Origin of the sequence: Bradyrhizobium sp. BTAi1 (assembly GCF_000015165.1) — a bacterium.
Classification (GTDB): domain Bacteria; phylum Pseudomonadota; class Alphaproteobacteria; order Rhizobiales; family Xanthobacteraceae; genus Bradyrhizobium; species Bradyrhizobium denitrificans.
Genome location: NC_009485.1, coordinates 6,532,425 through 6,557,616 on the forward strand (window position 1 = coordinate 6,532,425; position 25,192 = coordinate 6,557,616).

The following is a 25,192-nucleotide window of genomic DNA, read 5'->3' on the forward strand; positions in this document are numbered from 1 at the left end:
AGGTGGATCCGGGCGGCACCTTGCGGGGAGCAATGTTAAATACAGCTTACTTTGCTTAGGCAAAGCATCACGCGACGCGCAAAACTTGCGCGTCGTCATGTCCGTTTCGAATTAGCCCATATCGAAAACCGATTAAACCCGGCTTAAACGCAGCGCCGAACCCTGACGCCGTTCACCACCACGGTCCGGCAAGCAACGGCGGCAACCGGCGGCTTCCGCACGACAACGGCGCCGGCCGCACCGGCACAGCCGGCACGGACGACGCCGCGCGCGCACACCACGGCATGGGCATCCGACATTGATACGAACGGCAGCAATGTCAGGACGAACAGGCCGCACAGACTGGAAAAAGCGATACGTGAGAAAATGGTGCGCATGTCGAACTCCCGATCGTCGTCATTGATAGGTCAAATATCCGCCGGAGATTTGCCGGGGTGGCGGGGCTTGGCAACTGTAACAAATTGGGTGGATCGAAACGGCTGGATGGTGTTGCGCATGGGTCAACCGCGCTGCCGGCGACCTCCTCCGCTACCGGTTGGCGGCGAATTCGGCCAGCATCCCCCGGCACCCGGCCGATAGCGCGCCGGCATTGGCGGCCAGGCACTGCGCAACGCGGCCGCCGCCAGCCGCAATACCACTGCAAAATGCGCGCGCATCCGCGCCACACGCCGCCCTCATGATCCGCAATTCCTCCAGCGGCCGAAGCGGCCGCAGCACCATGGCCGGTACGGCTGCCGCGGCGGCGGGAGTCGTCGCTGGCGGCACCGCCGCCGGGCGTGTATTCCCGGGCGCGGTCGCCGTGGGCTTCGCCGCCGATCCGCCGGGCGTGGTCGGCTCTGGCTTTGCGGCGGGCTTCGACGGCGGCTCGGATCTGGTGGCCGTGACGGGCTGCGCGGGCTGGGCCGGCGTCACCGGTTGCGTGACAGGTCTGGCCGTTTCGACAGCGGGCCTGCTTGCTTCGGTTTCCGACGGCTTGCTCACGACCGGCGCGGACGCCGGCTTGGCCTCGGCAGCAGGCTTGACGTCGGCAGGAGGCTTCGCCTCCGCGGCGGGTTCGAGCGCCTTGACGGCGGTCTGACAAGGGCCCGACAGACCCGCGATGTTCTTCTGCAGGCATTGGAAGGCCGCGGCGCCACCGGGCGGAACGCTCGCGCATTTCGCCATGTAGTCCGAGCGGCAAGCCGATTTGATCGCGCTGCGCTGCGCGTCGGTCTGCGCGAGCGCCGGCGTCGCGACAACGCCCGCTGCGGCCGCCAGGCCGAGCACGCGAGTCCATCCGTGACGATTGATCATCCGTCGATCCTCAATGACATTGGGTTTAATCCTTAGGTCACGACTAAACGGGCAGGCCTGCGACTAATAATGATGTTAGTATGCGCGTCTGTTCTGACAGGTACCCGCCCCACCGGTGGCGCAAGCTGCGGCGGCGACGGGCGCATGGCAATTGTGACATTTTGGGCGGATCGGCACCAGCCCTGCTTTCTCGGGGCACATGCGTGTTGCGCTGCCGTTGCTGCTTAGCGGCTTACGACCGGCGCGAGGCCAGGCGATCACCGTGCAGCCTGCGGAGTGAGCCCAGTGCCGCACCGCATCCTCATTCCGCCGGCGACACGCGCAAGGCCGGCTGCGCCGCCGGAAGCTCCGGCGGCAGGATCAGGGCGGCGACGATCGCGACCAGGGCCAGCGCGGCGAAGGCCTGCAGCATGGTGACGAAGCCGCCGCGCTCATACAGCCAGGCGACCAGGCCGACCGAGGCGCCGGCCGCGGTGAAGCCGACGAAATAGCGCACAGCATAAGCGCGCGAACGCCACTCTTCCGCAGTGTATTTGCCGACCATCGCGTCGTTGACGGTGACCTGGCCGAACGCGCCCATCACGATACCGATCGAGGCCAGGATCAGCGTCCAGTCGCGGGCATCGGCGGCGAGATACAGCAGCGGCGCCAGCACCAGCGACAGCGGCAGCGCGACAGCCTTCAACGTGTGACGATCGAGCAATCGCCCGATCGTATACTGCGTCAGCGCGCCGAACACGTAGACGCAAGCCGCGATCAATCCGAGCAGCGCCGGGCTCTGCGTCAGCCCAGCCAGCCGTTCCGCAAACAGCTTTGGCAGCGCCACGGTGATCGCGTTGAAGGTCGTGGAGATCGCCACCACCACCAGCAACAGCGCCAGCACCACGCGCCACATCTGATCGCGCGCGACGCGGGCCTGCGCCGCCGCCTGCTTCGAACCCCTGCGGTCCTCATGCGCGACCAGCATCGCAAAGGCCATGCCGAGGCCGACCGTGATGACTCCGGGCACGATGAACGCGAAGCGCCAGCCGAGATATTGCCCCACGACACCCGTGACCAGCGCCGACGACGCCACGCCGAGATTGCCGAAAACGCCGTTCAGCCCCATGTCGCGGCCGAGCCGGTCGGCATACGAGACGAGCATCGCGGTTCCCACCGGATGATAGATCGAGGCGAACAGGCCGATGGCGAACAGCGCCGCGCCGAGCTGCCAGGGCGTCTGTACCAGGCCGACCGAGATCATCGACAGGCCGATGCCGAGATAGAAGATCAGCATCATGTGCCGCCGGCTCCAGCGGTCGCCGAGCCAGCCGGTGAGAAGCGCGCCGGCGCCGAAGGCGACAAAGCCGGGCGTCGCATAGGGCAGCAGCTCCGCATAGGCCATGCCGAGCGCCGGCCCCATGATGATGACTGCAGCCGCGAAGATCAGCATCGCGTAATGGTCGACGAAATGGGCGGCGTTGACGAAGCCGATCACGCGGCGGGGGTTGTTCATGCGCAGATCCTCGATTCCCGGACAAATCGGTTATACTGGCTCGCCCCAACGAGAAGGCGCCAATGACCATCGTGGACACGCCATTGAAGGCGCTCGGCGCCGACCGAATGACGACCGAGCCCGGCGTCCACCTGATCGCACGCCTCTATCACAAGGGCGCGCGGCTCGATCCGCACATGCACCGCGAGTCGCAGCTGATCTACGCATCGCGCGGCACGATGCAGGTGACGACGCCGCAGGGCCGCTGGCTGGTGCCGCCCGATCGCGCGGTCTGGGTTCCCGCACGCCATGCCCACGCCATCGATATGCTGGCCGACAGCCAGATGCGCACGCTCTATTTCGAGCTCGACTGGCTCAGGCAGGCGGCACGCGGTCTGCGGCTCGACCGCGAGTTCGTGGTGCAGGTGTCGCCGCTGCTGCATCAGGCGATCCTGGCGCTGTTCGCTCCCGACGGCGGCGCCGAGCGCGCCGCGCTGCTGGTGCGGCTGGCGCTGCTCGAACTGCGCCGCGCCGAGGATTCCTCGACCTTCATCCCCCTGCCGCAGGATCCGCGCGCGCGGCGTGCCGCCCTGCTCGTCCTCGCCTCGCCCGCGACCGAGGAGGATCTCGCGACCCTGGCGAGCATGGTCGGGAGCTCGGCCCGCACTCTGTCGCGGCTGTTCGCGGCGGAGACGCGGCTGAGTTTCAAGGCGTGGTGCCAGCGCGCCCGGATCGCCGCCGCGATCGAGCGCCTGTCGACCGACCGTCATCTGTCCGTCAAGCAGCTCGCCGCCGATCTCGGCTATGCCAGCGTGCCGGCGTTCTCGCATGCGTTCCGGCAGGTGACCGGCCGGACGCCGACAGACTTCGCCGAGCAGTCCGGCGCATGACCTGCGCGCATCATGGGCGCATGCGCGCGGTGACGACGGCGTTGACGATTTGTTATGGTTGAATGTCGCCATCTTTGCCATAAATCCATGTAACATGACCGCCATCGCTGTGCGGGGATTCGACTGAGACCAGATGGCCAACGCGTTTTTCACTGACCTGATCACCACGATTTCCGAGCGCGGCCGGACGCTGCTGCGCGGCGGCAGCGCCCCGGTCGACAAGCACGATGCGACGAGTCTCGCGGAGCTGTGCGAGGCGCTGGTGTCCGGCGCCGGCGAAGCCTCGGGCACGGCGATGGCCCGCGACGTGCTCGACGGCTATCACGATCTCGATGCCGAGGGTCGCAAGGCGTTCTTCACCGCTTTGGTGCACGATTTCGGTCCCGACAAGACCAGGCTCGCCAAGGCGATCGAGGATTGGCGCGCGGCGCCCTCGGACGAAGGCGCGAGCGCGCTGCATTTCGCCTCGGAGCCGCGGCGGCAGGAGCTGATCCGCCGCCTCAACCGCGCGCCGGGCGGCACGCCCGAACTGGTCGCGATGCGCACCGATCTCCTGGATATCCTGAAGGCGAATCCGGAACTCGCCGCGCTCGATCGCGACATCGTGCATCTCTTGAGTTCGTGGTTCAACAGGGGGTTTCTCGTGCTGCGCAAGATCGACTGGTCGACGCCGGCGAACATCTTGGAGCAGATCATCCGCTACGAGGCGGTGCACGAAATCCATGACTGGGATGATCTGCGCCGCCGCATCGATCCGGTCGATCGCCGCTGCTACGCGTTCTTCCATCCGGCGATGCCGGATGCGCCGCTGATCTTCGTCGAGATCGCGCTGACGGAAGCCATCCCCGGCGCGATCGCGCCGCTGCTCGCGGTCGACCGCCCGCCGGTGCCGGCCGATCGCGCCCGCACCGCGGTGTTCTATTCGATCTCCAACACCCAGCGCGGCCTCGGCGGCATCTCGTTCGGCAACTTCCTGATCAAGCAGGTCGTCGAGGAGCTGCGCCGCGAGCTGCCGAAGCTCGACACCTTCGTCACCTTGTCGCCGGTGCCGGGCTTCATGGGCTGGCTGAAATCCACCAGCGATGCGACCGAAGAGGATCGCAACGTGCTCAAGCTCCTGAACGAGCCGCGCTGGATCGAAGACGCCGAGATGACCGCCGAGCTGCGCACCGTGATCGAGCCGCTTGCCGCGCATTACTTCCTCAAGGCGCGCACGGCGAAGGGCAGGCTGATCGATCCCGTCGCCCGCTTCCATCTCGGCAACGGCGCGCGCCTCGAGCGCATCAACTGGCTCGGCGACCTCTCCGCCAAGGGCCAGCGCGAGTCGGCGACTGTCATGGTGAACTACCTCTATCGTCTCGAGGACATCGAGAAGAACCACGAGGCCTATGCCAATGACGGCGAGGTTGTCGCCTCCAGCGCCGTGAAGAAGCTGCTGCGCGGCGAGGGCCGGCGACTGCTGGACATGAGGTTGTCGTCGTAGGTGAAGCGCGGGCGCTATCAATCGCGCCCGTCATCGTCGCGTCGACTTCAAGCCTATTGCCTCCGGGGCAAGCCGCCCGCTCCAAACTCCGTCATTGCGAGGAGCGAAGCGACGAAGCAATCCAGAGTTACGTGCGCGACTCTGGATTGCTTCGCTCGCAATGACGCTGGTGAGAGACTGTGCCGACGCCAAGAACACCGTCGTCATCCCCGGCGAACGCCGGGATCCATACCCCCCGGAAGTCATTCGAGGCAGGCTCGTCATGACCTGCTCGCACGCCACATCCGCCGCGGCATATGGGTCCCGGGCCGGCGCTGTGACGCGCGCAGCGCGGCACGGCTTGCCCGGGACGACACTGTGGGGGAACCGCTTTCACATCTCAAACAGCTGGGGGACGTGCGACCGCGCTCTCGCGGCGCTTCACGCCCGAGTGCTGCATCACTCATGTCCCTCCGATCGAAACAGAGGGCGCAGGGAAGACCGGGTGCTGGCCGCAACCCATGGCCCCCGTGCGTGAGAAAATGCACGGGGCAGGAACCACAGGTACGACCGGTGCATCCGGCCTTCCCTGCGCGATGGTTTGAACGGTGTCCTTCGTGCTCTCCCTGGGGATCGGCTCTTTTGCCCCCATCGCCCGCGCGTGCCGTCAAGCAACGACCACGGGCTTGACCTCAGCGTCGAGAGGTCAGGACCACACGACTTCTCCGTCCGTGCCGACGCCGGTCGTCTGCCGACATCCTCACGGCCACCGCATCCCTGCCCCGACGTTCGTGACGACGCGTACGCCCCTTGTGTGATGAGGCAGGACGCGCGCAGTATTGCTGATTTTCAGAATTTGTCAAGCCGAAGATTCAGGCCGTTCACGACGCCCCATCGAGACGCCGTGCAACAGCAAATTCACGACGTCTTCGCCTCCACGTGCCGTTTGAAATTGTCGAGAATGGCCTGCCAGCCTTGCTGCTGCTGCTCGACCGGGTGCATCGTTTCCGGATCGAAGACCACGCGAACGACGACGCCGTTCGAGCCGGGCTCAAAATGAACCTCGGCCTTGCGGTCGCCGAAGGCGTAGGCGATTAGCTTGTGTTCCACGATCTTCGTGTAGGTGCCGGCGAAGTCGAAGCCCATGCTGCCGTCCTTGGCCTCCATGCGCGACGAGAAAGCGCCGCCTTCTCTGAGATCGACCGTGGCCTTGGTCGTATGCCAGTCGTCGGACGCGGCGTTCCACTTCACGATGTCGGCCGGCGTCGTATAGGCTCGCCAGACCTGGGCGATGGGGGCTGCGACGGTGGTTTGGACGGTAATCCGCATGGATGTTGCTCCTGGTTCGATTGTGAGGGCTCACTGCCTGTGTGCAAGCGGCGGCGGCGATCCAAGGACGATACAGATTGGCGGACCCCGACAAACGGACCTGACAAATCTTGCAGGCGGTGAGAGTTCCAGGTGGGAGGATCTTCGGTGGGGGACGCGGCACGCGCATCCGTGATCGCCGTCGCAGCCCTGGCGGGCGGCGCGCTGGGCGCTGCCGTCCCCTGGCTACGCAGCGCTGGCGCTCGGCTTCCTTGGCCTCAGTTTCACGCCGGGAAGCATTCACAGCGACTGGGGCATGCTCGAGAGGCGGCTAAACTAAATTCGCGATTCGCACACTGCATAGACTCCCTTTGGCCACCTCATCACACGTAAGGTTTGGTGCACTGAAATGCGATAGCATCGGCCAGTGGCTGTCGCGAAAGCACAGCCTCTTACCGCTCACCTCCACCCGCGATACGCGGGCTTCGGCACGCCACAGAGATCGACCATCACCTCCGGGATTCAAAGCGATCAAGCCGGCTTGAACACCATCAGATAGAAGATGCCGATCATGGCCGTCGTCGAGGGAAGGCCAAGGAAGGTCCAGCCCTTGAACAGCTTGTGATACTCAGTGGGCAATCCCGAGTTCGTCTCAACGGCCTTGCTCGAAAGAGCGACCATGCGGTGCTGCAGCCACGCGCCAAAGATCCAGCAGACGCCCGCGATGCAGAGCAGCATCAAAGCCCAACCGAGCCAGCCGCTTGAAAGCGGGTAGTCCGCGATCGAGGCCATCCAAAATCCCGTGACCACCTGAGTCAGCGCCGCGAAGACGGTCAGATAGAGCTCGACCTTGACGATAGCAGGCCCGAATTCCGCGATCCATCTGGTCTTGTGAGAACCATAGACGATCGTCCCGAGCACGCCGGCGAAAACACCCCCGCCGAACAGAACCGTAGAGCTGATGATGTGGATCAGTGTCAGCGTTTCATAAAGCATGACCCGGCGTTGACCCCATGTTCGATCGCGTGTTGCGGCCAGCTTGCCCAGGCGGGCGAACATGCAATGGCCATGAGGGAATGACAAGATTGCGGAGCTCCCGGACGGGCTGAGCGATGCGTGCCCCGCCCCTCGATCGCCGCAGCCCATGGCTTGCACCTGATGGTTCGAGACGCGCAGCGGGCGCGCGCCTCGTGAGGGCTCCAGCAGAGCCTTGCGGATGCGGGCGTCATCAAGAGGCGCATGCGAGGACGACCGCACCGGTTGTCGCACCGCTTCCTTACCCGGCTCCGCCCTGCGGCCGCAGCCGCAGCACCGCCGCCGGCAGCTTCGCGGCCAGCCACTCCGCAATCGCCTTCTGCTTCCGGTGATACGCCAGCCCGGCCGCGACCACCGCGACGCCGATCAGCGACAGCGCGAACGGGAACAGCAGCGAGTTCTTGAAGACGACGTCGGCGAGATGGCCGAGATACATGGTGATGCCGATGGTGCCGAACACGGCGTAGGCGCGGCGGACGATGATGACGGCGATTAGCAGCAGGCCGACGTTCATCAGGCAGTAGATCGCCTTGCCGAGCTCGGTGGCGCCTTCGGTGGCGCTGATGCCGCCCCAGAAGGCCAGCAGGCCGAACAGGTGCAGCCAGAAGCCGAGGTCGCGGCGGTCGCTGGTGGTGTCGACGATCCAGGCGAGAACGAGCATGCCGAGGCCGAACCAGATCGACACGATGCGGCGCATCTCCCAGTCGATATGGCCAAGGTTGAAGATCCAGGGCGAGAGGTCCATCGACATGAACCACAGCGCGACCGAGATAATCGCGACGATGAAGGGCACGCGGTAGAAGCGCAGCGCGATGCTGCCGGCCGCGATAGTCGCGATTTCCATGAACAGCCAGCTGCCCTTGATCCAGACGTAGAAGTCCTGGACCGTGCCGGGCTTGCCGAATTTGCCCCACCAGCCGAACTCCTCCTGCACGCCGTAGACGGCGAGCGGCGCCATCGACACCGCAATCGCGATCAGCAGGCCGCCGGGGACGCGCAGATCGCGGCGCCAGAGGTGGTTGCCGGCGAAGCCGAAGGCTGCGGCATAAGCGAGCGCGCAGGCGGTCAGCGCGCGGCCGCCCATCTGCGAGAACGCCACCGTCGAGAACAGGCCCATGGCGCCGATCACGATCAGCGCGCCCGCGTACCAGAGCAGATGCGCGGCATCGAATGTGGCGCGGGGCGTGGGACCCGCCTTCGCCTGTTGCTCGAGGTAGGTCAGCAACCGCTGCAACTCGTCAGGTGCGATCACGCCGGCTCCGGCGGCGGCGCGCAGATCTCGTTCCGAATAGGACATCGTCATCATCCTTTGCCACTCCGCCTGACGTACGCGCGGTCTGTCGCGGCAACGCCTGGGGCGCTGCGCGTCGCGAACCGGTGCCGACGTGGCGGATAAGGGTGAGTGTAGCGGAGCTTGAGCGACGTTCAAGATAATTATGAACAACGCTCAAAGTTGTTTGCGGTGGCTGGACGTGGGGTAACCTGCCAAGACCAGCATGGCACAGCGGCCTGCCCCACCCTCCGCCGTCATTCCTCGCGAAAGCGGCGAATCCAGTACGCTGCGGCCTCGCGATCCGTCACTGCCGTCTCTGGAATACTGGATCGTCCGCTTTCGCTTTCGCGGACGATGACAGTTGGGGTGGAACGGGCTCCTTCCGCGTCATTGCGAGCGGAATGAAGCAATCCAGAGGCCTTGTGCGGCCCTGGAACGCGTCGCTTCGCTCGCGATGACGGTGTGGAGAAGCAGGCTTCCGAAACAATCAGACAGGCGGCGGACACGCCCCGCCCCTCAATCCTTGAAATACGGCTCCACCGGGCCGTGCACCTTGATGGTCAGCGGGTTGCCGTGGCGGTCCTTGGCGGCGCCGGCGGCGACGCGGATCCAGCCTTCGCTGATGCAGTATTCCTCGACATTGGTCTTCTCGGCGCCCTTGAAGCGGATGCCGACGTCGCGCGACAGGATCTCCGCATTGTAATAGGGGCTCTTCGGATCGACCGAGAGGCGGTCGGGGAAGGTGAAGGTCTCGTTGTCGCTCACAGCAGTGCCTCGATCTCTTTCTTCAACGCCTCGGGCGTGGTGGTCGGCGCATGGCGCGACACCACATTGCCTTGGCGATCGACCAGGAATTTGGTGAAATTCCATTTGATCGCCGAGCCCAAGAGGCCGGTCTTCTCGCCCTTCAGGAACTTGTAGAGCGGATGCGCCTCCGCGCCGTTGACGTCGATCTTCGCAAACAGCGGGAAGGTGACATCGTACTTCGTCGAGCAGAACGCACCGATCTCCTCGGCCGTGCCGGGCTCCTGGGCGCCGAACTGGTTACAGGGAAATCCGAGCACGGCAAAGCCCCTGTCCGCATAGGCGCGGTGCAACGCCTCCAGGCCGCGATATTGCGGCGTGAAGCCGCACGCGCTCGCGGTGTTGACGATCAGGAGCACCTGTCCCGCGAAGCGCTTCAGCGGCACCTCCTCGCCCGTGAGCGAGGCGGCGGTGAAATCGTAGATGCTGGCCGTTGGACTCGCCATGGCTCAGGCTGCCACCGGATCGATCGGCGATGGCGGCGTGCCGCCCGCCTCGATGGCTTCGCCGGCGGCGAGGCACATGTCCTCGCGAAAGCGCTGGCCGACGAGCTGCACGCCGACGGGCACGCGGCCGACCATGCCGGTCGAGACCGTCAGGCCCGGCAGGCCGAAGAACGGAATCGCGATCTGCGTCAGCTGCGCGTGCCAGACCTGCTTGAACGACTCCTCGTCCTTGCGGTCGAGCTGATCGGCGAAGGGCAGCATGCCGGAGACCGGCATCAGCAGCAGCGGATGCTGCTCCATGAACGTCAGCCACTGCCGGGTCAGCGCGGCGCGGCGCGCGAGCGTCTGCGACAGGTCGAACGGATGCACCTTGTCACTGACTCCGCGCAGGCAGGCCAGCGCGCCGGGATCGCCCTCCTTCTCGGCCGCCGCGAGCTGGGCCTCGTAGCCGTCGCCGAGCCACAACCGGGTTTGCAGCAGCGCGGCCTCCTGCATCGGCGGCGTGTCCTTGATTTCGTCCACGGTCCAGCCGGCGACCTCCAGGCGCTTGGCAGCATCGCGCAGCGCGGCGACGACCTCCGGCACCGGATTCAGCCCGTCCGGGTTGACGCAGAGCGTGACGCGCTTCGGCAGATCAGGGCCTTCCAGCGGCACCGGCATCCACCAGATATCGCGGACGTCGCGCGCCGACATCGCCGCAAGCGCGATCCTGACGTCGTTGATGGTGCGGGCGAGCGGGCCGGAGACGGCGCTGATCTGGGGGCCGATCGGGCGCTCGGGGAGACAGGTATTGAAGGCGGGGATGCGGCCGACGGTCGGACGCAGGCCGTGGATGCCGCAGGCATAGGCCGGATAGCGCACCGAGCCGGCGATATCCGTGCCGTGGCCGATATGGCCGATGCCGGCGGCCGTCGCGGAGCCTGCGCCCCCCGAGGAGCCGCCCGGGGTGATGCCGGGATCGCGCGGGTTCTTGGTGTGGCCATGGATGAGATTGCTGGTGAACCAGCGATAGGACACCGCCGGCGTGTTGGTGCGGCCGAGCAGCACGGCGCCGGCCTTGACGAAGTTGTTGACGACCGGATTGTGCGCGGACGCGATCGCGTCCTTCTGCAGATTGAGGCCGTTGGTGGTGGCGTAGCCTGTCTGGTCGACATTGACCTTGATCGTCACCGGCACGCCGGCGAGCGGCCCCGGATCCTCGCCGCGCGCGAGCCGTGCGTCGATCGCGTCGGCCTGCTGCAGGACGTCCTCAGGACGATGGTCGATCACGGCGTTGATCTGATGATTGACCTGGTCGAGCCGCGCCAGCGCCGCGGTCGCGGCATCGCGGGCGGAAACCTGTTTCGACTTGATGAGGGCGGCGAGATCGGCAGCCGGCAGGCGCCAGAGATCGGTCATGGGGAACTCCGTGGTGACCCCGCGTTCTTAGCGCGCGGAACGGCGGGGAGAAAGCCGTCGCGGCGCGGCACTCCGGGACAGCCTATGCGGCAAAGCGCATAGGTCTGGTTGCTGCTCGCTCTCTCCCCCTCGTCATGGCCGGGCCTGTCCCCGCCATCCACGTTGAGCCGCGCTCGCTGACCGACGTGGATGCCCGGGACGGAGCCCGGGCATGACGGAGACATGAGTTGGCGTCGCATTCAAAGGCGAAAGTCGCGCCGGCGATCAATACCGATCCTGCATCGATCGATCCGGAAACAAGCTTGGCCAAGCTTCGCAAACGACTTTAAGACCTCAAGCAACAACATCATAAACGGAGGAAACCAGATGATCAGATCGGGCACCATCATGGCCGCAACGTTCGTTCTCGCCGCTGCAGCAACGCTGGCGCCGCGCGCGGCCTCCGCCGAGACCTACGCCTATGTCGGCAATGCCGACAGCAACGACATCAGCGTCTTCAAGTTCGACGCGATGACCGGCGAGATGGTGCCGGTGCAGACGGCCGCCTTCGTCGGCGTCGAGAAGCCGGGGTCGTCGACCCCGCTCGCGGTCAGCCCGGACAAGACGGTGCTGATCGCCGGCGTGCGCGCGCAGCCTTACCTCGCGGAGAGCTTTGCGATCGACGCCAAGACCGGCCAGCTCAGCCATCTCGGCAACGGACCGCTCGCCGACAGCATGGCCAACATCGCCTTCGACCGCACCGGCAAGGTGCTGTTCAGCGCCTCCTATGGCGGCAACAAGGTGGCGGTGAATCCGGTCCAGGCCAGCGGGGTCGTGGCGGCGCCGAGCCAGGTGATCCCGACCGGGCTCAACGCCCACGCCTTCCTGCCCTCGCCCGACAACCGCTTCGTGTTCGCGACCAATCTGGGCTCCGACCAAGTGCTCGGCTTCGCCTTCGATGCGGCCACGGGCACGCTGACGGCCAAGGAGGCGCTGACGGTCAGGACGCCGGAGAAGTCGGGACCGCGCCACTTCATCTTCCACCCGAACGGCAAGTTCATCTATCTGCTGCACGAGCTCAACGCCGATCTCGCGGTCTATGGCTATGACGCCGACAAGGGCCTTTGGAGCGAGCAGCAGCGGCTCTCCACCCTGCCCGCCGGCTTCACCGGCAAGCCCTGGGCGGCCGATCTTCACCTCACGCCTGACGGCCAGTTCCTGTACGCCTCCGAGCGCGGCTCGAACACGCTCGCCGCCTTCAAGGTCGATGCGGCCAGCGGCCGGCTGACCTCGATCGGCAGCGTGCCGACGGAGACGCAGCCGCGCGGCTTCGCCATCGATCCCGGCGGGCGCTATCTTGCCGCCGTGGGCGAGGTGTCGAACGGCATGACCGTCTATCGCATCGATGCCGCCAGCGGCGCGCTGGAGAAGATCAAATCATATGCCGTCGGCAAGAAGCCGAATTGGGTGGAGTTCGTCAGCCTGCCGTAATCGGCGACAGCTATTGAAGCGACACCTTCACCGCGGCCATCCTTCGAGACGCCCGCCTAGGGCGGGCTCCTCAGGATGAGGGCGGAGTTCGCAGCGATATTCATTGGCCGCATCGCGGATGTTCACCCTCATGGTGAGGAGCGCCGTCCTCGGCGCGTCTCCGGACGACGCTTCGCATCGCCGGGAGACCCATGAGGCCGGGCAAGCCCCGACATTCCCATCGGCGCGGTTAGCGCCTATATCCAGCGACATGAATAGCCCTGCTGCCCAGACCGACCGCCATCCTCTCGCGGTTCAACATCCGGAACTCGACGACGCCTCCATCCGGCTGCTGGTCGAGACCTTCTACGGCCGCGCGCGCGAGGACGCGCTGATCGGGCCGATCTTCAACCGCGCGGTGGCGGACTGGGACGAGCATATCGACCGGATCAGCGATTTCTGGTCGTCGATGTTCTTGAAGACCGGCCGCTACAATGGCGCACCGATGCGGCCGCATCTGGCCTTGTCACTGCAAGGCGCGCATTTCGATCGCTGGCTGCAGCTGTTCGAGGCGACGGCGCGCGAGCTGTTCGCGCCGGATCTCGCCGACCTCTTCATCATCCGCGCGCGGCGGATCGCCGACAGTTTCGAGATGGGGATCGCCAGCACGCGCGGCGAGCTGATGCGGCCCCGTCATTCGGTCTGACGCGGCCCGGCTGCCGCACGCCGTCATCCATGTGACCGACATCCATATGAGCGACCGACGGCAGGCAATGCCACGCCTGGCGCAGGTCCATCGGCGCTCAATGCCGCGTCATCGATTGCGCGGTCATGTTGAAGATGGCCTCGGAGAACGGAAACTCCAGCACGATCTCGCCATCCTCATCGGTGACCTCGATGACCGCCGTCATCAGGGCAGCATTGCCACCTTCGGTGCGGAGCAGTTCCTTGATCATGTCGCGCGCCACTTCCCAGGCGCGGTCGGGATTGCGTAGCACTTCACCGTCGGTGTCGGAGACCAGTTCCTCGCCGATCCGTGTGTTGAAGAAATATCTAGGCATCGTCAGTTTCCAATGGGGCGCGCGCTGGGATTTTGAAGGCTCGAACGTCTCACATCTGCTTTATCCAGGCAGCTCAGACCCTTGAAGCTAGGGGCTGAACTGAACCGCATTGCGAAGCCATCGATCACGAATCCGTTGTTTTCACGACCCGTTGCGGTGAAAACGGTTGCAATTCGCATCTGCGGCTTCGCACTGCAATAAACAGGCCTGAAAGGCTCAAAACAGAAAATTCCACTGGCGAACTTTTCGTGGCACGGTAGTTTAAATCTGAGGACGATAACCGTCCCGTCTTGAAGGAGAGGACAATGGCCTGGAAAGCACCGAAGATCGTTGAAGTGCCGGTTGGCATGGAAATCAACATGTATGCCTGCGCGGCTCGCAAATAATTCGCGGGTGTGACGTCCAGGTCCCGCCCGACCAGGACGTCGGCGCCAGAGGGTGGGCATCCGTGATCGCGTATGAGCCAGCCCCTACGCAGGTCCGATGTCCACCCTCGTCGCTCCTTTGCTGCTTCGCCAGCTGGCTTTGCTGTGTCGCTTGCTACGCTATCCACCTGCTCGCGCTTTGCTTGCTGCGTCGTGCCCCGCTTCACCCAGACTTGCGTCACTTTGACTGCTGGTCGTCCTGCCGCTGGTAATCGCGTGCGTCACCAGAGCTGAGATCCAGGAGACGGCTCATGCTTCGCCTCGTCGTCCTGGGCGCCGCCGCGGGCGGCGGAGTCCCGCAATGGAATTGTGGCTGCGCGGTGTGCCGTGCCGCGCGCACCTCACATCCCGAGATCCGCAACAGCCAGGCGTCAGTCGCCGTCAGCGCCGATGGCGCCAACTGGTTCCTGATCAACGCCTCGCCCGACCTGCGCCAGCAGGTCACCTCGACGCCGCAGCTGCATCCGAAGCCGGGCGCGCTGCGCCACAGCCCGATCGCCGGCGTGATCCTGACCAATGGCGAGATCGACGCGATCACCGGGCTGCTGTCGATGCGCGAAAGCTCACCTTTCTCGATCCATGCGCACCCCAAGGTGCTTGCGATCCTGCGTTCGAACAACATCTTCGATGTGCTGAAGGACGAGACGGTCAAGCGCGTTCCGATCGTCATCGATGTTCCGTTCCGGCCGCTGCTGCAGGACGGCGCGCCGTCCGGCCTCGAGGTCACCGCCTTCGCGGTGTCCGGCACCAGCGCCTGGTATCTGCGTGACAAGCAGCACCCGGGCGGCAGCGCATCGGCCGGCGACACGCTGGGGCTGAGGATCGCCGACCTCGACAGCGGGCAATATTGCTACGTCATTGCCGCCTGCGCCGACGTCGACCATGAGCTGAGAATGAAATTGAAGGGCGCGCCGCTGGTGCTGTTCGATGGCACGGTGTGGCGCGACGACGAGATGATCCAGGCCGGACTCGGCAACAAGACCGGGCAGAGCATGGGACATATCGCGATGTCCGGAGAAAGCGGCGCGATCAAGCAGCTGGCGGACCTCGGGATCGGCAGGAAGATCTTCCTGCACATCAACAACTCCAATCCGGCGTGGCTGCACGCCTCACCCGAGCGGCAAACGTTGGAACGCGAGGGATGGGAAATCCCCGCTGAAGGGATGGAGATCGTATTGTGAGTGAGGTCAATCTGAGCGGAATGACGGCGCTGTCGATCGGACGCGGCGTGACGCTGAACAATGCTGCGGAACTGGAAGCGGCGCTGCGCCACATCGGCGCAACGCGCTATCACAATCACCACCCGTTCCATAAGCTGCTGCACAGCGGCAAGCTGAACAAGGGCCAGGTGCAGGCCTGGGCGCTCAATCGCTACTACTACCAATCGACGATCCCGCTGAAGGACGCGATGGTCATGACCCGCTTCCGCGACCGCGCCACGCGGCTGGAATGGCGGCACCGCATCGAGGATCATGACGGCGATGTCGGCAGCGAGGGCGGCATCGAGCGCTGGCTGAAGCTGACCGAGGGCCTCGGCCTCGACACGGCCTATGTGGAATCCACCGAAGGCATCCTGCCGGCGACGCGCTTCGCGGTGGAGGCCTATGTGCATTTCTGCCGCGACCGCTCGCCGCTGGAGGCGATCGCCTCATCGCTGACCGAGCTGTTCGCCCCGAGCATCCACGAGGAGCGCATCTCCGGGATGTTGGAGCATTACAGCTTCGTCAATCACGACACGATGAGCTACTTCAAGCGCCGCCTCACCCAGGCGCCGCGCGATGCGAATTTCGCACTGCATTACGTCAAGGAGCATGCGACCACGCCGGAGCAGCGCGCCGCGGTGTGCAACGCGCTGATCTTCAAGACCAACGTGCTGTGGGTGCAGCTCGACGCGCTGTATCACGCCTATGTCGAAGGCCACATCCCGCCCGGCGCCTTCGTGCCGAAGGAGGGGTGATCGTGGTCTTCGCGGCTCTCTCAACAGCACCGGTGCCACCCTCCCCTGGAGGGGGAGGGTCGGCTCGCGCGAAGCGCGAGGCGGGGTGGGGTGAAGCCACCAGCCGCGGTGTGAATGGAGAGATCACCCCACCCCGCCGCGCATCGCGAGCGATGCGCGGCGACCCTCCCCGTCCAGGGGAGAGTGGGCACCGCCGATGCTGCAGCATCGGACAGAACGCAACCGTTATCGGCTAGAGACCCGCCATGGCCCCGCGTCACATCCAAGTTGCCGAGACCAGCCGCGTGGTACTGCCGCGGCATACCAAGCTGAAATTCGACGAGACGCGCCAGGTCTGGGTGATCCTGGCGCCGGAGCGGGTGCTGGCGCCGGATGAGATCGCGGTCGAGGTGCTCAAACTGTGCGACGGCGTGCGCAGCGTTGCCGGCATCATCGACGAGCTGGCGACGAAATATGCCGCGCCGCGCGACGTGATCGCGACCGACGTCGTGGCCATGCTACAGGATCTCGCCGACAAGGGCTTTCTGACCGAGGTTCGGGAGACGACCTCATGACCGAGCTGACTGAGACGACGCCGCAGGTCGACGCGAATGACGGGCTCGCCGTGCTGGAGCGGCGCGGTTCCGTGGCCGAGACTTACGGCATTCCGCTCGCCGTGCTGCTCGAACTCACGCATCGCTGCCCGCTGCAATGCCCCTATTGCTCCAACCCGTTGGAGCTCGATCGCGCCGGCCAGGAGCTGACCACCGCCGAATGGAAGAAGGTGCTGTCGGAGCTCGCCGAGATCGGCGTGCTGCAGGTGCATTTCTCGGGCGGCGAGCCGACCGCGCGCAAGGACATCGTCGAGCTGGTGCAGCACGCCAATGACGTCGGGCTCTACACCAATCTGATCACCTCGGCGGTGCTGCTGACGCGCGAGCGGCTGAAGGAGCTGGCAGATGCCGGGCTGTGTCACGTGCAGATCAGCTTCCAGGGCAACGAGCCCGTCGTGGCCGATCGCGTCGGCGGCTACAAGGGCGGCCATGCCAAGAAGCTCGAGGTCGCGAAGTGGACCCGCGAGCTGGACCTGCCGCTGACGGTGAACGCTGTGATGCACCGGCAGAACCTGCACCAGCTGCCGGACATCATCCAGATGGCGGTCGATCTCGATGCCGACCGGCTCGAGGTCGCCAATGTGCAATATTACGGCTGGGCGCTGAAGAACCGCGCCAGCCTGATGCCGACTTACGAACAGTTGGAGGAAACCGACCGCCTGGTCGAAGAGGCGCGCGAGCGGCTGAAAGGCACGCTGACCATCGACTACGTCGTGCCGGACTACTACGCACTGCGGCCGAAGAAGTGCATGGGCGGCTGGGGCCGGCAGTTCTTCAACATCTCGCCGTCGGGCAAGGTGCTGCCGTGCCATGCTGCCGAGAGCATCACCGGGCTCGACTTCATGTCGGTGCGCTCGAACAACTCGATCGCCTGGATCTGGCAGAACTCCGAGGCCTTCAACCGCTATCGCGGCACCGGCTGGATGAAGGAGCCGTGCAAATCTTGCGAGTTCCGCGAGATCGATTTCGGCGGCTGCCGCTGCCAGGCCTTCGCACTGACCGGCGATGCGGCCAACACGGATCCGGCCTGCACGCTGTCGCCGCTGCACGAGAGCATCTTCAAGCAGGCCGAGCGCGACGCGGCCTCGGGCCAGGACCGCTTCCTCTATCGCAACTTTGCCGGCGGCACGCCGGAGAACGGCAACGATGCCTGATGCCGAAGCCGGCCGCGCCGCCGCGCGCCGCACCGATCCGTTCACGCCGCTGACGTCGGAATGGCTCGACGTCTCCGGCGGCCATCAGATCTATGTCGAGAGCGCCGGCCGCGTCGGCGGCATTCCCGCGCTCTATCTGCATGGCGGGCCGGGCTCCGGCTGCCAGCCGGATCACCGCCGCCTGTTCGATCCCGAGCGCTTCCATGCCGTGCTGTTCGACCAGCGCGGCGCCGGGCGCTCGCGCCCCACGCGCAGCCGCGACAACAACACCCTGCCCGACCTGATCGCCGACATGGAGGCGATCCGCGCGAAATTCGGCTTCGAACGCTGGCTCGTCGCCGGCGGCTCCTGGGGCGCGACCTTGGCGCTGGCCTATGCAGAGGCGCATCCGACGCGCGTGACCGGTCTGGTGCTGCGCGCGACCTTTCTCGGCACCCGCGCCGAGGTCGAAGCAGCGTTCGGCGAGACGCTGGCGCGGTTTCATCCGACGCTGCACCGCGACTTCCTGGAGATGCTGCCGGAAGCCGAGCGTGCCAATCCGTGCGACGCCTATTTCCGCCGCATCCTCGATCCGGATCCGGCCATCCACGGCCCCGCCGCGCGCGCCTGGCACGATACCGAGCGCGCCTTGTCCGAGGTCAAGCCGGCGCGCAGCCATCTCGACCGGCTCGCGATCCGCTCCGGCAGCGCGCTGCCGGCGACGCCGTTCATGGAGGCGCATTACTTCTCGCAGGACAGCTTCATGGCGCCGGACCAGCTGCTGCGCGACGCGACGAAGCTCGCCGGCATCCCCGGCATCATCGTGCAGGGCCGCTACGACCTGCTCTGTCCGCCCTCGACCTCGGCGCGGCTGGCGGAGGTGTGGCGCGACGCCGAAATCCGTGTCGTCGAGGCCGCAGGTCACAATCTTTATGACCCCGGCATCCGCGATGCGGTCATGAAAGCCATCTGCGATATGGCTAAGCGCACGGCCGCGCCTTAAACACACCCCTTCTTCCCCTCATGCTGAGGAGGCGCGCCAGCGCCGTCTCGAAGCATGAGGCCCGCGATCCCTCCGGGCCTCATGCTTCGAGACGGCCGCCTATGGCGGCCTCCTCGGGATGAGGATCAGCCACATGCACAGGAGCCTTAAGATGCCCATCGCCGGGAAAGGCATGCTTTTGACATCGATGAACATCGATGCCGAGCATGAAGCTGATTTCAACCATTGGTACGACAGCGAGCATCTCGAAGAGCGCGTGGCCATCCCCGGCTTCATCGAGGCGCGGCGTTATGTCGCCGAGCAGGGCAGCCCGAAATATCTCTGCCTGTATTCGACCGAGACCATCGACGTGCTCGACAGCGCGCCCTATCGCGCGCGGCTGGATGCGCCGACGGAATGGTCGAAGACCGTGATGGCGCGCTTCAAGAACATGATCCGCAGTGTCGCCCGCATCACGATTTCCAAAGGCGCGGGGCGCGGCGCCGTCCTCGGCATCATCCGCCTGCGGCCGAAGCCGGGACAGGACAAGGCGCTGCGCGACGCGCTGCAGATCGAGCTCGACCCGCGCGAACTCAAGGGCGTGATCTCGATGCACCTGCTCGAGGGCGATGCCGATCTCTCAGGGCCTGCCGCAGGCGTGCCCGCGAGTTCTCGCGACGCGGATTGGTTCATCCTGATTGACGGCACCGACAGCCACGCCATCGCCACCTTGATGACGACGCGCTTCGCCGCGATCGATGGTCCGCTGGCGACGCAGATCTCGGCCGGCATCTACCGCCTGATGTGGGATCTGAGCCGGGCTGACATCGCGGCGCATGAGTAGCGCACCTCTTACCACGCGTCATGCCCGGGCTTGTCCCGCCTGCGCGGCCGACGCCGCTTCGGCGCGGCGAAGGCCCGGGCATCCACGCCGCGCTCAGGATGCCGAACGACGTGGATGGCCGGGACAAGCCCGGCCATGACGACTGAGTGCGCGGCGGCTTCCTTGGCACACTCTTTTTCACCCACTCATTCCCATCGTCACATCCCGCATCGCAACACATGGCAGTATCGCGCCTGCAATGCGGCAGCGCACCACTGTGTATGACCAGCAGCGTTGCAAATTTGCCTTTGTGCGCGCCTTGGAATGGCTCTAGTCTGATAAGACTATTCAATTGAGCCATTCAAAAAACAGAAGGGCGACGACCAGGGCCTGCTCCGGACCTCAACCGATCCTCTGCTGATCCTGAACAAATAGTCGTCCTCATGTCAGGAAGGCCGCGCGCTCGTGGTTCGCCGCGCGGACAGGGTAGGAATGAGAGCGACTGATATTTCGGCCCCCGACTACTTTCACAAAGTGGTCGACTGCCAATGGGCTTGTCCCGCACACACGCCGGTCCCCGAATACATCCGCCTGATCGCCGAGGGTCGCTACAGCGACGCCTACATGATCAATTGGAAGTCGAACGTCTTCCCCGGCATTCTCGGACGCACCTGCGATCGCCCCTGCGAGCCCGCCTGCCGGCGCGGCCGTGTCGAGGAGAGCCCGGTCGCGATCTGCCGCCTCAAGCGCGTGGCCGCCGATTTCAAGGACGACGTGCAGCAGCGGATGCCGCGCCCGGCCCCGAAAAACAGCCGGCGCATCGCGCTGGTCGGCGGCGGTCCCGCATCGCTGACTGTGGCGCGTGACCTCGCGCCGCTCGGCTATCACTGCACCGTGTTTGACGCCGATCCCAGGCCCGGCGGCATGATGCGCTCGCAGATTCCAAAGTTCCGTCTGCCCGACAGCGTGATCGACGAGGAAACCGGCTACGTTCTCAGTCTTGGCGTCGACTACAAGGCCGGTCATCGCATCGACAGCCTCAAGAAGCTGCTGGCCGAGAACTATGATGCCATCTTCATCGGCTCCGGCGCGCCGCGCGGCCGTGAGCTGAACATTCCCGGCCGCAAGGAGGCCGCCGCTAACATCCATCTCGGCATCGACTGGCTGTCCGGCGTCTCGTTCGGCCACACCGACAAGATCGGCAAGCGCGTGATCGTGCTCGGCGGCGGCAATACCGCGATGGATTGCTGCCGCACCGCGCGCCGGCTCGGCGGCGAGGACGTCAAGGTCATCGTGCGCTCCGGCTTCGAGGAGATGAAGGCCTCACCCTGGGAGAAGGAGGACGCGCTGCATGAAGACATCCCGATCCTCAACTATCTCGTGCCGGTCGCCTTCACTCACGACAATGGCAAGCTCACCGGCGTCACCTTCCAGAAGGTGAAGGCCGTCTATGACGACAAGGGCGACCGCTTGCTGGTGCCGTCGGGCGAGCCTGATGTGACCTACGACTGCGACGATGTGCTCGTCGCGGTCGGCCAGGAGAATGCGTTCCCCTGGATCGAGGCCGATTGCGGCATCGAATTCGACAAGCGGCACATGCCCAAGGTCGATCCGACCACGTTCGTCTCGACCAATCCAAAGGTTTTCTTCGGCGGCGACGCCGCATTCGGCCCGAAGAACATCATCTGGGCGGTGGCGCAGGGCCACGAGGCCGCGCTGTCGATCCATCGCCTGCTCTCGGGCGAGGACATCACCGAGCGGCCATTGCCCGAGGTGCACATCTCCTCGCAGAAGATGGGCATCCACGAATGGAGCTACGACAACGACGTCTCGCCGGAGAAGCGCTATAAGGTGCCGCATCGCGACAAGGTCGTGGCGCTGAAGGACATCCGCACCGAGGTCGAGCTCGGCTATGACGTCAAGCTCGCGCTCGGCGAGGCGCATCGCTGCCTGAACTGCGACGTGCAGACGGTGTTCTCCAACACGCTGTGCATCGAGTGCGACGCCTGCGCCGACATCTGCCCGATGGACTGCATCACCTTCACCGACAATGGCGAGGAAGCGGATCTTCGCTCCCGGCTGAGGGCACCATCTGTTCATCCCGACCAGAGCCTCTACGTGTCGTCGGATCTGAAGACCGGCCGCGTGATGGTCAAGGACGAGGACGTCTGCCTTCATTGCGGCCTGTGCGCCGAACGCTGTCCCACCGGTGCGTGGGACATGCAGAAATATTTCATCGAGACGACTCACGCAGGTCACGCATGTCCCAGCAAGCGCCGCTCAGCAGCGTAAACGATTTCGTCGTTCGCTTCGCCAACGTCAACGGCTCCGGCTCGGCCAGCGCCAATGAATTGTTCGCGCGCGCCGTGCTCCGCCACGGCGTGCCGGTGTCCCCGCGCAACATCTTCCCCTCCAACATCCAGGGCCTGCCGACCTGGTACGAGGTGCGCGTGACTGAAGCGGGCCATCTCGGCGCGCGCGGCGGCGGCACCGATCTGATGGTGGCGATGAACCCGCAAACCTGGGACAATGACGTCGCCGGCATCGTGCCGGGCGGCTATCTGTTCTACGATTCGACCAAGCCGATGCCGTCGAGCAAGTTCCGTGACGACGTCACCGTCATCGGCGTACCGCTGACGGCGATCACCAACTCGACCTACTCAGATCCGCGCCAGCGCCAGCTGTTCAAGAACATCATCTATCTCGGTGCCCTCTCCGCCTTGCTCGACATGGATCCGAAGCTGATCGAGCAGCTGATCGGCGAGCAGTACAAGGGCAAGGAAAAGCTGCTCTCCTCCAATGTCCATGCGCTGCATCTCGGCCGCGACTGGGCGCTGCAGAATCTGAAATGTCCGATCGGGCTGCGCATTCGGAAGGCCGACAAGGTCGGCGACCGCATCTTCATCGAGGGCAACAATGCCGCCGCGCTCGGCGCGGTCTATGGCGGCGCCACGGTGTGCGCTTGGTATCCGATCACGCCGTCGTCGTCACTGGCGGAGGCCTTCACCAATCACTGCAAGAAGCTGCGGCACGATCCGGACACGGGCCGGGCCAAATATGCCATCGTGCAGGCCGAGGACGAGCTCGCCTCGATCGGCATGGTGGTCGGCGCGTCCTGGAACGGCGCCCGCGCCTTCACCACGACGTCCGGCCCCGGCGTATCGTTGATGACCGAGTTCATCGGCCTGTCCTACTTCGCCGAGATCCCGGCCGTGATCATGAACGTGCAGCGCGCCGGCCCCTCGACGGGCATGCCGACCCGCACCCAGCAATGCGACCTGATCGCCTGCGCCTATGCGTCGCATGGCGACACCAAGCATGTGCTGCTGTTCCCCGAAGATCCGGCGGAAGCGTTCGAGTTTGCCGCCGCGGCGTTCGATCTCGCCGAGCGGCTGCAGACCACGATCTTCCTGATGCTCGACCTCGACATCGGCATGAACCAGCGGCTGTGCCGGCCGCTGAAATGGGACGATGCCAAGCAGTATGACCGCGGCAAGGTGATGACGGCAGACATGCTCGAGGAAGGCCGCGATTTCGGCCGCTACCTCGACGTCGATGGCGACGGCATTCCGTTCCGCACCTATCCCGGCACGCATCCGACCAAGGGCTCCTACTTCACCCGCGGCACCTCGCGCGACCGCTACGCGCGCTATTCGGAAGAAGGCGCCGTCTATGCCGACAACGTGCAGCGCCTGCTGCGCAAGTTCCAGACGGCGCAGGACATGGTGCCACGGCCACTGCAGGCGAACGCGGCGAAGCCGACCAAATATGGCGTGATCTATTTCGGCTCGACCGCGCCGGCCATGGACGAGGCGATTGGCCTGCTGGAGGCGCGCGGTCATCAGCTCGACCGCCTGCGCATCCGCGCCTTCCCGTTCCATTCCAGCGTGGCGAGCTTCATCGCCGAGCACGACTTCGTCTACGTCGTCGAGCAGAACCGCGACGCCCAGCTGCGCCAGCTGATCGTCAACGAGAACGGCATCGATCCGGTGCGCCTGGTGCCGATCCTGCATTATGACGGCACGCCGATCACCGCACAGTTCATCGCGGCCTCGATCGGCACGCACCAGGACCAGATCAAGGTCACCCCGCTACGCAAGGCAGTGTCGTGATGGCCCCGCTCTCTCCACCATCATGCCCGGGCTTGTCCCGCCTGCGCGGCCGAAGCCGCTTCGGCGCGGCGAAGGCCCGTGCATCCACGTCTATCTTTCTCCGGGCACCCACGTGGATGGCCGGGACAAGCCCGGCCATGACGGCCGTGGGCGACAGGGTGCTCTCATGACCTACATCGCAAAGCCGAAATTCCAGCATCCCGGCATCAAGAAGAACGCGCTGGGCTACAGCCATCGCGACTACGAAGGCAAGATCTCGACCTTGTGCGCCGGCTGCGGCCACGATTCGATCACGGCCTCGATCATCGAGGCCTGTTTCGAACTGTCGATCGAGCCGCATCGGGTGGCAAAAATCTCCGGCATCGGCTGCTCGTCGAAGACGCCGGACTATTTCCTCGGCAATTCGCACGGCTTCAACACCGTGCATGGCCGCATGCCCTCGGTGCTGACCGGCGCCAACCTCGCCAACCGCGAGCTGATCTATCTCGGCGTGTCCGGCGACGGCGATTCCGCCTCGATCGGCTTCGGCCAGTTCGCGCACGCGATCCGCCGCGGCGTCAACATGACCTATATCGTCGAGAACAACGGCGTCTACGGCCTGACCAAGGGCCAGTTCTCGGCGACCGCCGACCGTGGCTCGAAGTCGAAGAAGGGCGTCACCAACACCGACAACCCCATTGACCTCGTCGGCATCGCATTGCAGCTCGGGGCCACCTACGTCGCGCGCTCGTTCTCGGGCGACAAGAAGCAGCTGGTGCCGATCATCGAGGGCGCGATCCGGCACAAGGGCGCGGCGTTCATCGACGTGATCAGCCCGTGCATCGCCTTCAACAATCACGCCGGCTCGACCAAGAGTTTTGACTATGTCCGCGAGCACAATGACGCCGTGAACCGGCTCGACGTGCTGACCGGCCGCGACCCGATCGAGATCGACCAGGATCCCGGCACGGTGCAGATCGTCGAGCAGCACGACGGCTCGCGGCTGGCGCTGCGCAAGATCGACGCCGACTACGATCCGCACGACCGCCTGGGCGCCATGACCTTCCTGCAGAAGCACGCGGCGCAGGGCCAGATCGTGACCGGGCTGCTCTATGTCGATCCCGAAGCCGACGATCTGCACAGCCACCTCAACACTGTGGAGCGGCCGCTCAACCGGCTGGGGGCGGCGGATCTGTGTCCGGGGCAGAGCGTGCTCGACAAGATCAATGCGAGCCTGCGCTGACGGTTGTCGCGACGCCCCTGCTGGCAGCAGCAGTGAAGCACACCTCTCCCCG

At 65.3% G+C, this 25,192-nt stretch carries 24 protein-coding genes; 14 read left to right on the forward strand and 10 right to left on the reverse strand.

Going from position 1 to position 25,192, the window contains the following annotated elements:
* Positions 1 to 143: 143 nt before the first annotated feature.
* The 3 genes from BBTA_RS29445 to BBTA_RS29455 form a co-directional block, all read right to left on the reverse strand.
* Positions 144 to 377 carry a hypothetical protein gene (locus BBTA_RS29445; protein ID WP_012046152.1) on the reverse strand — a complete coding sequence of 78 codons (234 nt, stop codon included), beginning with the start codon at positions 375 to 377 and terminating at the stop codon, positions 144 to 146.
* A 151-nt stretch (positions 378 to 528) separates the two neighbouring features.
* A complete protein-coding gene (locus BBTA_RS29450) occupies positions 529 to 1,266 on the reverse strand; it encodes a hypothetical protein (protein ID WP_012046153.1) in 738 nt (245 codons plus the stop codon).
* A 328-nt stretch (positions 1,267 to 1,594) separates the two neighbouring features.
* Positions 1,595 to 2,788, reverse strand: a complete 1,194-nt coding sequence (locus tag BBTA_RS29455; RefSeq protein WP_012046154.1) for an MFS transporter — start codon at positions 2,786 to 2,788, stop codon at positions 1,595 to 1,597.
* A gap of 62 nt (positions 2,789 to 2,850) precedes the next feature.
* On the opposite strand from BBTA_RS29455, the gene BBTA_RS29460 reads away from it, so the two are divergent.
* Positions 2,851 to 3,657 (forward strand): helix-turn-helix transcriptional regulator, encoded by an 807-nt coding sequence (locus BBTA_RS29460; protein ID WP_012046155.1) that lies wholly within the window; start codon positions 2,851 to 2,853, stop codon positions 3,655 to 3,657.
* 133 nt (positions 3,658 to 3,790) lie between these two features.
* A complete protein-coding gene (locus BBTA_RS29465) occupies positions 3,791 to 5,140 on the forward strand; it encodes a malonyl-CoA decarboxylase (RefSeq protein ID WP_012046156.1) in 1,350 nt (449 codons plus the stop codon).
* An 897-nt stretch (positions 5,141 to 6,037) separates the two neighbouring features.
* Here BBTA_RS29465 and BBTA_RS29470 read toward each other — a convergent pair.
* The 6 genes from BBTA_RS29470 to BBTA_RS29495 all read right to left on the reverse strand — a co-directional run bounded on the left by BBTA_RS29470 (position 6,038) and on the right by BBTA_RS29495 (position 11,383).
* Complete coding sequence (locus tag BBTA_RS29470; protein WP_012046157.1) at positions 6,038 to 6,448, reverse strand: SRPBCC family protein; 411 nt, start codon at positions 6,446 to 6,448, stop codon at positions 6,038 to 6,040.
* Positions 6,449 to 6,958: 510 nt separating this feature from the next.
* Positions 6,959 to 7,486 (reverse strand): DUF2269 domain-containing protein, encoded by a 528-nt coding sequence (locus BBTA_RS29475; RefSeq protein WP_244424196.1) that lies wholly within the window; start codon positions 7,484 to 7,486, stop codon positions 6,959 to 6,961.
* Between the two features lie 217 nt (positions 7,487 to 7,703).
* Positions 7,704 to 8,759: a hypothetical protein gene (locus tag BBTA_RS29480; RefSeq protein WP_012046159.1), complete on the reverse strand. Its 1,056-nt coding sequence runs from the start codon at positions 8,757 to 8,759 to the stop codon at positions 7,704 to 7,706.
* 492 nt (positions 8,760 to 9,251) lie between these two features.
* Positions 9,252 to 9,500: a DUF3297 family protein gene (locus BBTA_RS29485; protein WP_012046160.1), complete on the reverse strand. Its 249-nt coding sequence runs from the start codon at positions 9,498 to 9,500 to the stop codon at positions 9,252 to 9,254.
* Positions 9,497 to 9,985, reverse strand: coding sequence for a glutathione peroxidase (locus tag BBTA_RS29490; protein WP_012046161.1), 489 nt, complete (start codon positions 9,983 to 9,985; stop codon positions 9,497 to 9,499). The genes BBTA_RS29485 and BBTA_RS29490 overlap by 4 nt, the downstream gene beginning before the upstream one ends.
* Positions 9,986 to 9,988: 3 nt before the next feature.
* Entirely contained in the window at positions 9,989 to 11,383 is a 1,395-nt protein-coding gene (locus BBTA_RS29495) for an amidase family protein (RefSeq protein ID WP_012046162.1), read from the reverse strand.
* 366 nt (positions 11,384 to 11,749) lie between these two features.
* Here BBTA_RS29495 and BBTA_RS29500 point away from each other — a divergent pair, with 366 nt between their 5' ends.
* Both BBTA_RS29500 and BBTA_RS29505 read left to right on the forward strand, forming a co-directional pair.
* Complete coding sequence (locus tag BBTA_RS29500) at positions 11,750 to 12,853, forward strand: beta-propeller fold lactonase family protein (protein ID WP_012046163.1); 1,104 nt, start codon at positions 11,750 to 11,752, stop codon at positions 12,851 to 12,853.
* A 250-nt stretch (positions 12,854 to 13,103) separates the two neighbouring features.
* Positions 13,104 to 13,538, forward strand: coding sequence for a group III truncated hemoglobin (locus tag BBTA_RS29505; protein WP_012046164.1), 435 nt, complete (start codon positions 13,104 to 13,106; stop codon positions 13,536 to 13,538).
* Between the two features lie 97 nt (positions 13,539 to 13,635).
* On the opposite strand, the gene BBTA_RS29510 is transcribed toward BBTA_RS29505, so the two are convergent.
* Positions 13,636 to 13,893, reverse strand: a complete 258-nt coding sequence (locus BBTA_RS29510) for a hypothetical protein (RefSeq protein ID WP_006614239.1) — start codon at positions 13,891 to 13,893, stop codon at positions 13,636 to 13,638.
* 305 nt (positions 13,894 to 14,198) lie between these two features.
* Here BBTA_RS29510 and pqqA point away from each other — a divergent pair, with 305 nt between their 5' ends.
* The 10 genes from pqqA to BBTA_RS29555 all read left to right on the forward strand — a co-directional run bounded on the left by pqqA (position 14,199) and on the right by BBTA_RS29555 (position 25,140).
* The gene (pqqA, locus tag BBTA_RS39215; protein ID WP_012029362.1) at positions 14,199 to 14,279 is read left to right on the forward strand and encodes a pyrroloquinoline quinone precursor peptide PqqA; all 81 of its coding nucleotides are present in this window, start codon (positions 14,199 to 14,201) and stop codon (positions 14,277 to 14,279) included.
* A 290-nt stretch (positions 14,280 to 14,569) separates the two neighbouring features.
* Complete coding sequence (gene pqqB, locus BBTA_RS29515; RefSeq protein WP_012046165.1) at positions 14,570 to 15,499, forward strand: pyrroloquinoline quinone biosynthesis protein PqqB; 930 nt, start codon at positions 14,570 to 14,572, stop codon at positions 15,497 to 15,499.
* A gap of 20 nt (positions 15,500 to 15,519) precedes the next feature.
* Positions 15,520 to 16,275, forward strand: coding sequence for a pyrroloquinoline-quinone synthase PqqC (pqqC, locus tag BBTA_RS29520; RefSeq protein WP_012046166.1), 756 nt, complete (start codon positions 15,520 to 15,522; stop codon positions 16,273 to 16,275).
* 245 nt (positions 16,276 to 16,520) lie between these two features.
* Positions 16,521 to 16,829, forward strand: a complete 309-nt coding sequence (gene pqqD / locus BBTA_RS29525; protein ID WP_012046167.1) for a pyrroloquinoline quinone biosynthesis peptide chaperone PqqD — start codon at positions 16,521 to 16,523, stop codon at positions 16,827 to 16,829.
* A complete protein-coding gene (gene pqqE / locus BBTA_RS29530; protein WP_012046168.1) occupies positions 16,826 to 18,022 on the forward strand; it encodes a pyrroloquinoline quinone biosynthesis protein PqqE in 1,197 nt (398 codons plus the stop codon). Before pqqD ends, pqqE begins: the two co-directional genes overlap by 4 nt.
* Positions 18,015 to 19,004, forward strand: coding sequence for a prolyl aminopeptidase (gene pip / locus BBTA_RS29535; RefSeq protein WP_012046169.1), 990 nt, complete (start codon positions 18,015 to 18,017; stop codon positions 19,002 to 19,004). Before pqqE ends, pip begins: the two co-directional genes overlap by 8 nt.
* Before the next feature lie 151 nt (positions 19,005 to 19,155).
* Positions 19,156 to 19,827 (forward strand): DUF4286 family protein, encoded by a 672-nt coding sequence (locus BBTA_RS29540; protein ID WP_012046170.1) that lies wholly within the window; start codon positions 19,156 to 19,158, stop codon positions 19,825 to 19,827.
* A gap of 471 nt (positions 19,828 to 20,298) precedes the next feature.
* Positions 20,299 to 22,098: an FAD-dependent oxidoreductase gene (locus tag BBTA_RS29545; RefSeq protein ID WP_012046171.1), complete on the forward strand. Its 1,800-nt coding sequence runs from the start codon at positions 20,299 to 20,301 to the stop codon at positions 22,096 to 22,098.
* Positions 22,068 to 23,918: a 2-oxoacid:acceptor oxidoreductase subunit alpha gene (locus tag BBTA_RS29550; protein WP_012046172.1), complete on the forward strand. Its 1,851-nt coding sequence runs from the start codon at positions 22,068 to 22,070 to the stop codon at positions 23,916 to 23,918. Before BBTA_RS29545 ends, BBTA_RS29550 begins: the two co-directional genes overlap by 31 nt.
* Positions 23,919 to 24,084: 166 nt before the next feature.
* Complete coding sequence (locus BBTA_RS29555; RefSeq protein WP_012046173.1) at positions 24,085 to 25,140, forward strand: 2-oxoacid:ferredoxin oxidoreductase subunit beta; 1,056 nt, start codon at positions 24,085 to 24,087, stop codon at positions 25,138 to 25,140.
* Positions 25,141 to 25,192 lie beyond the last annotated feature (52 nt).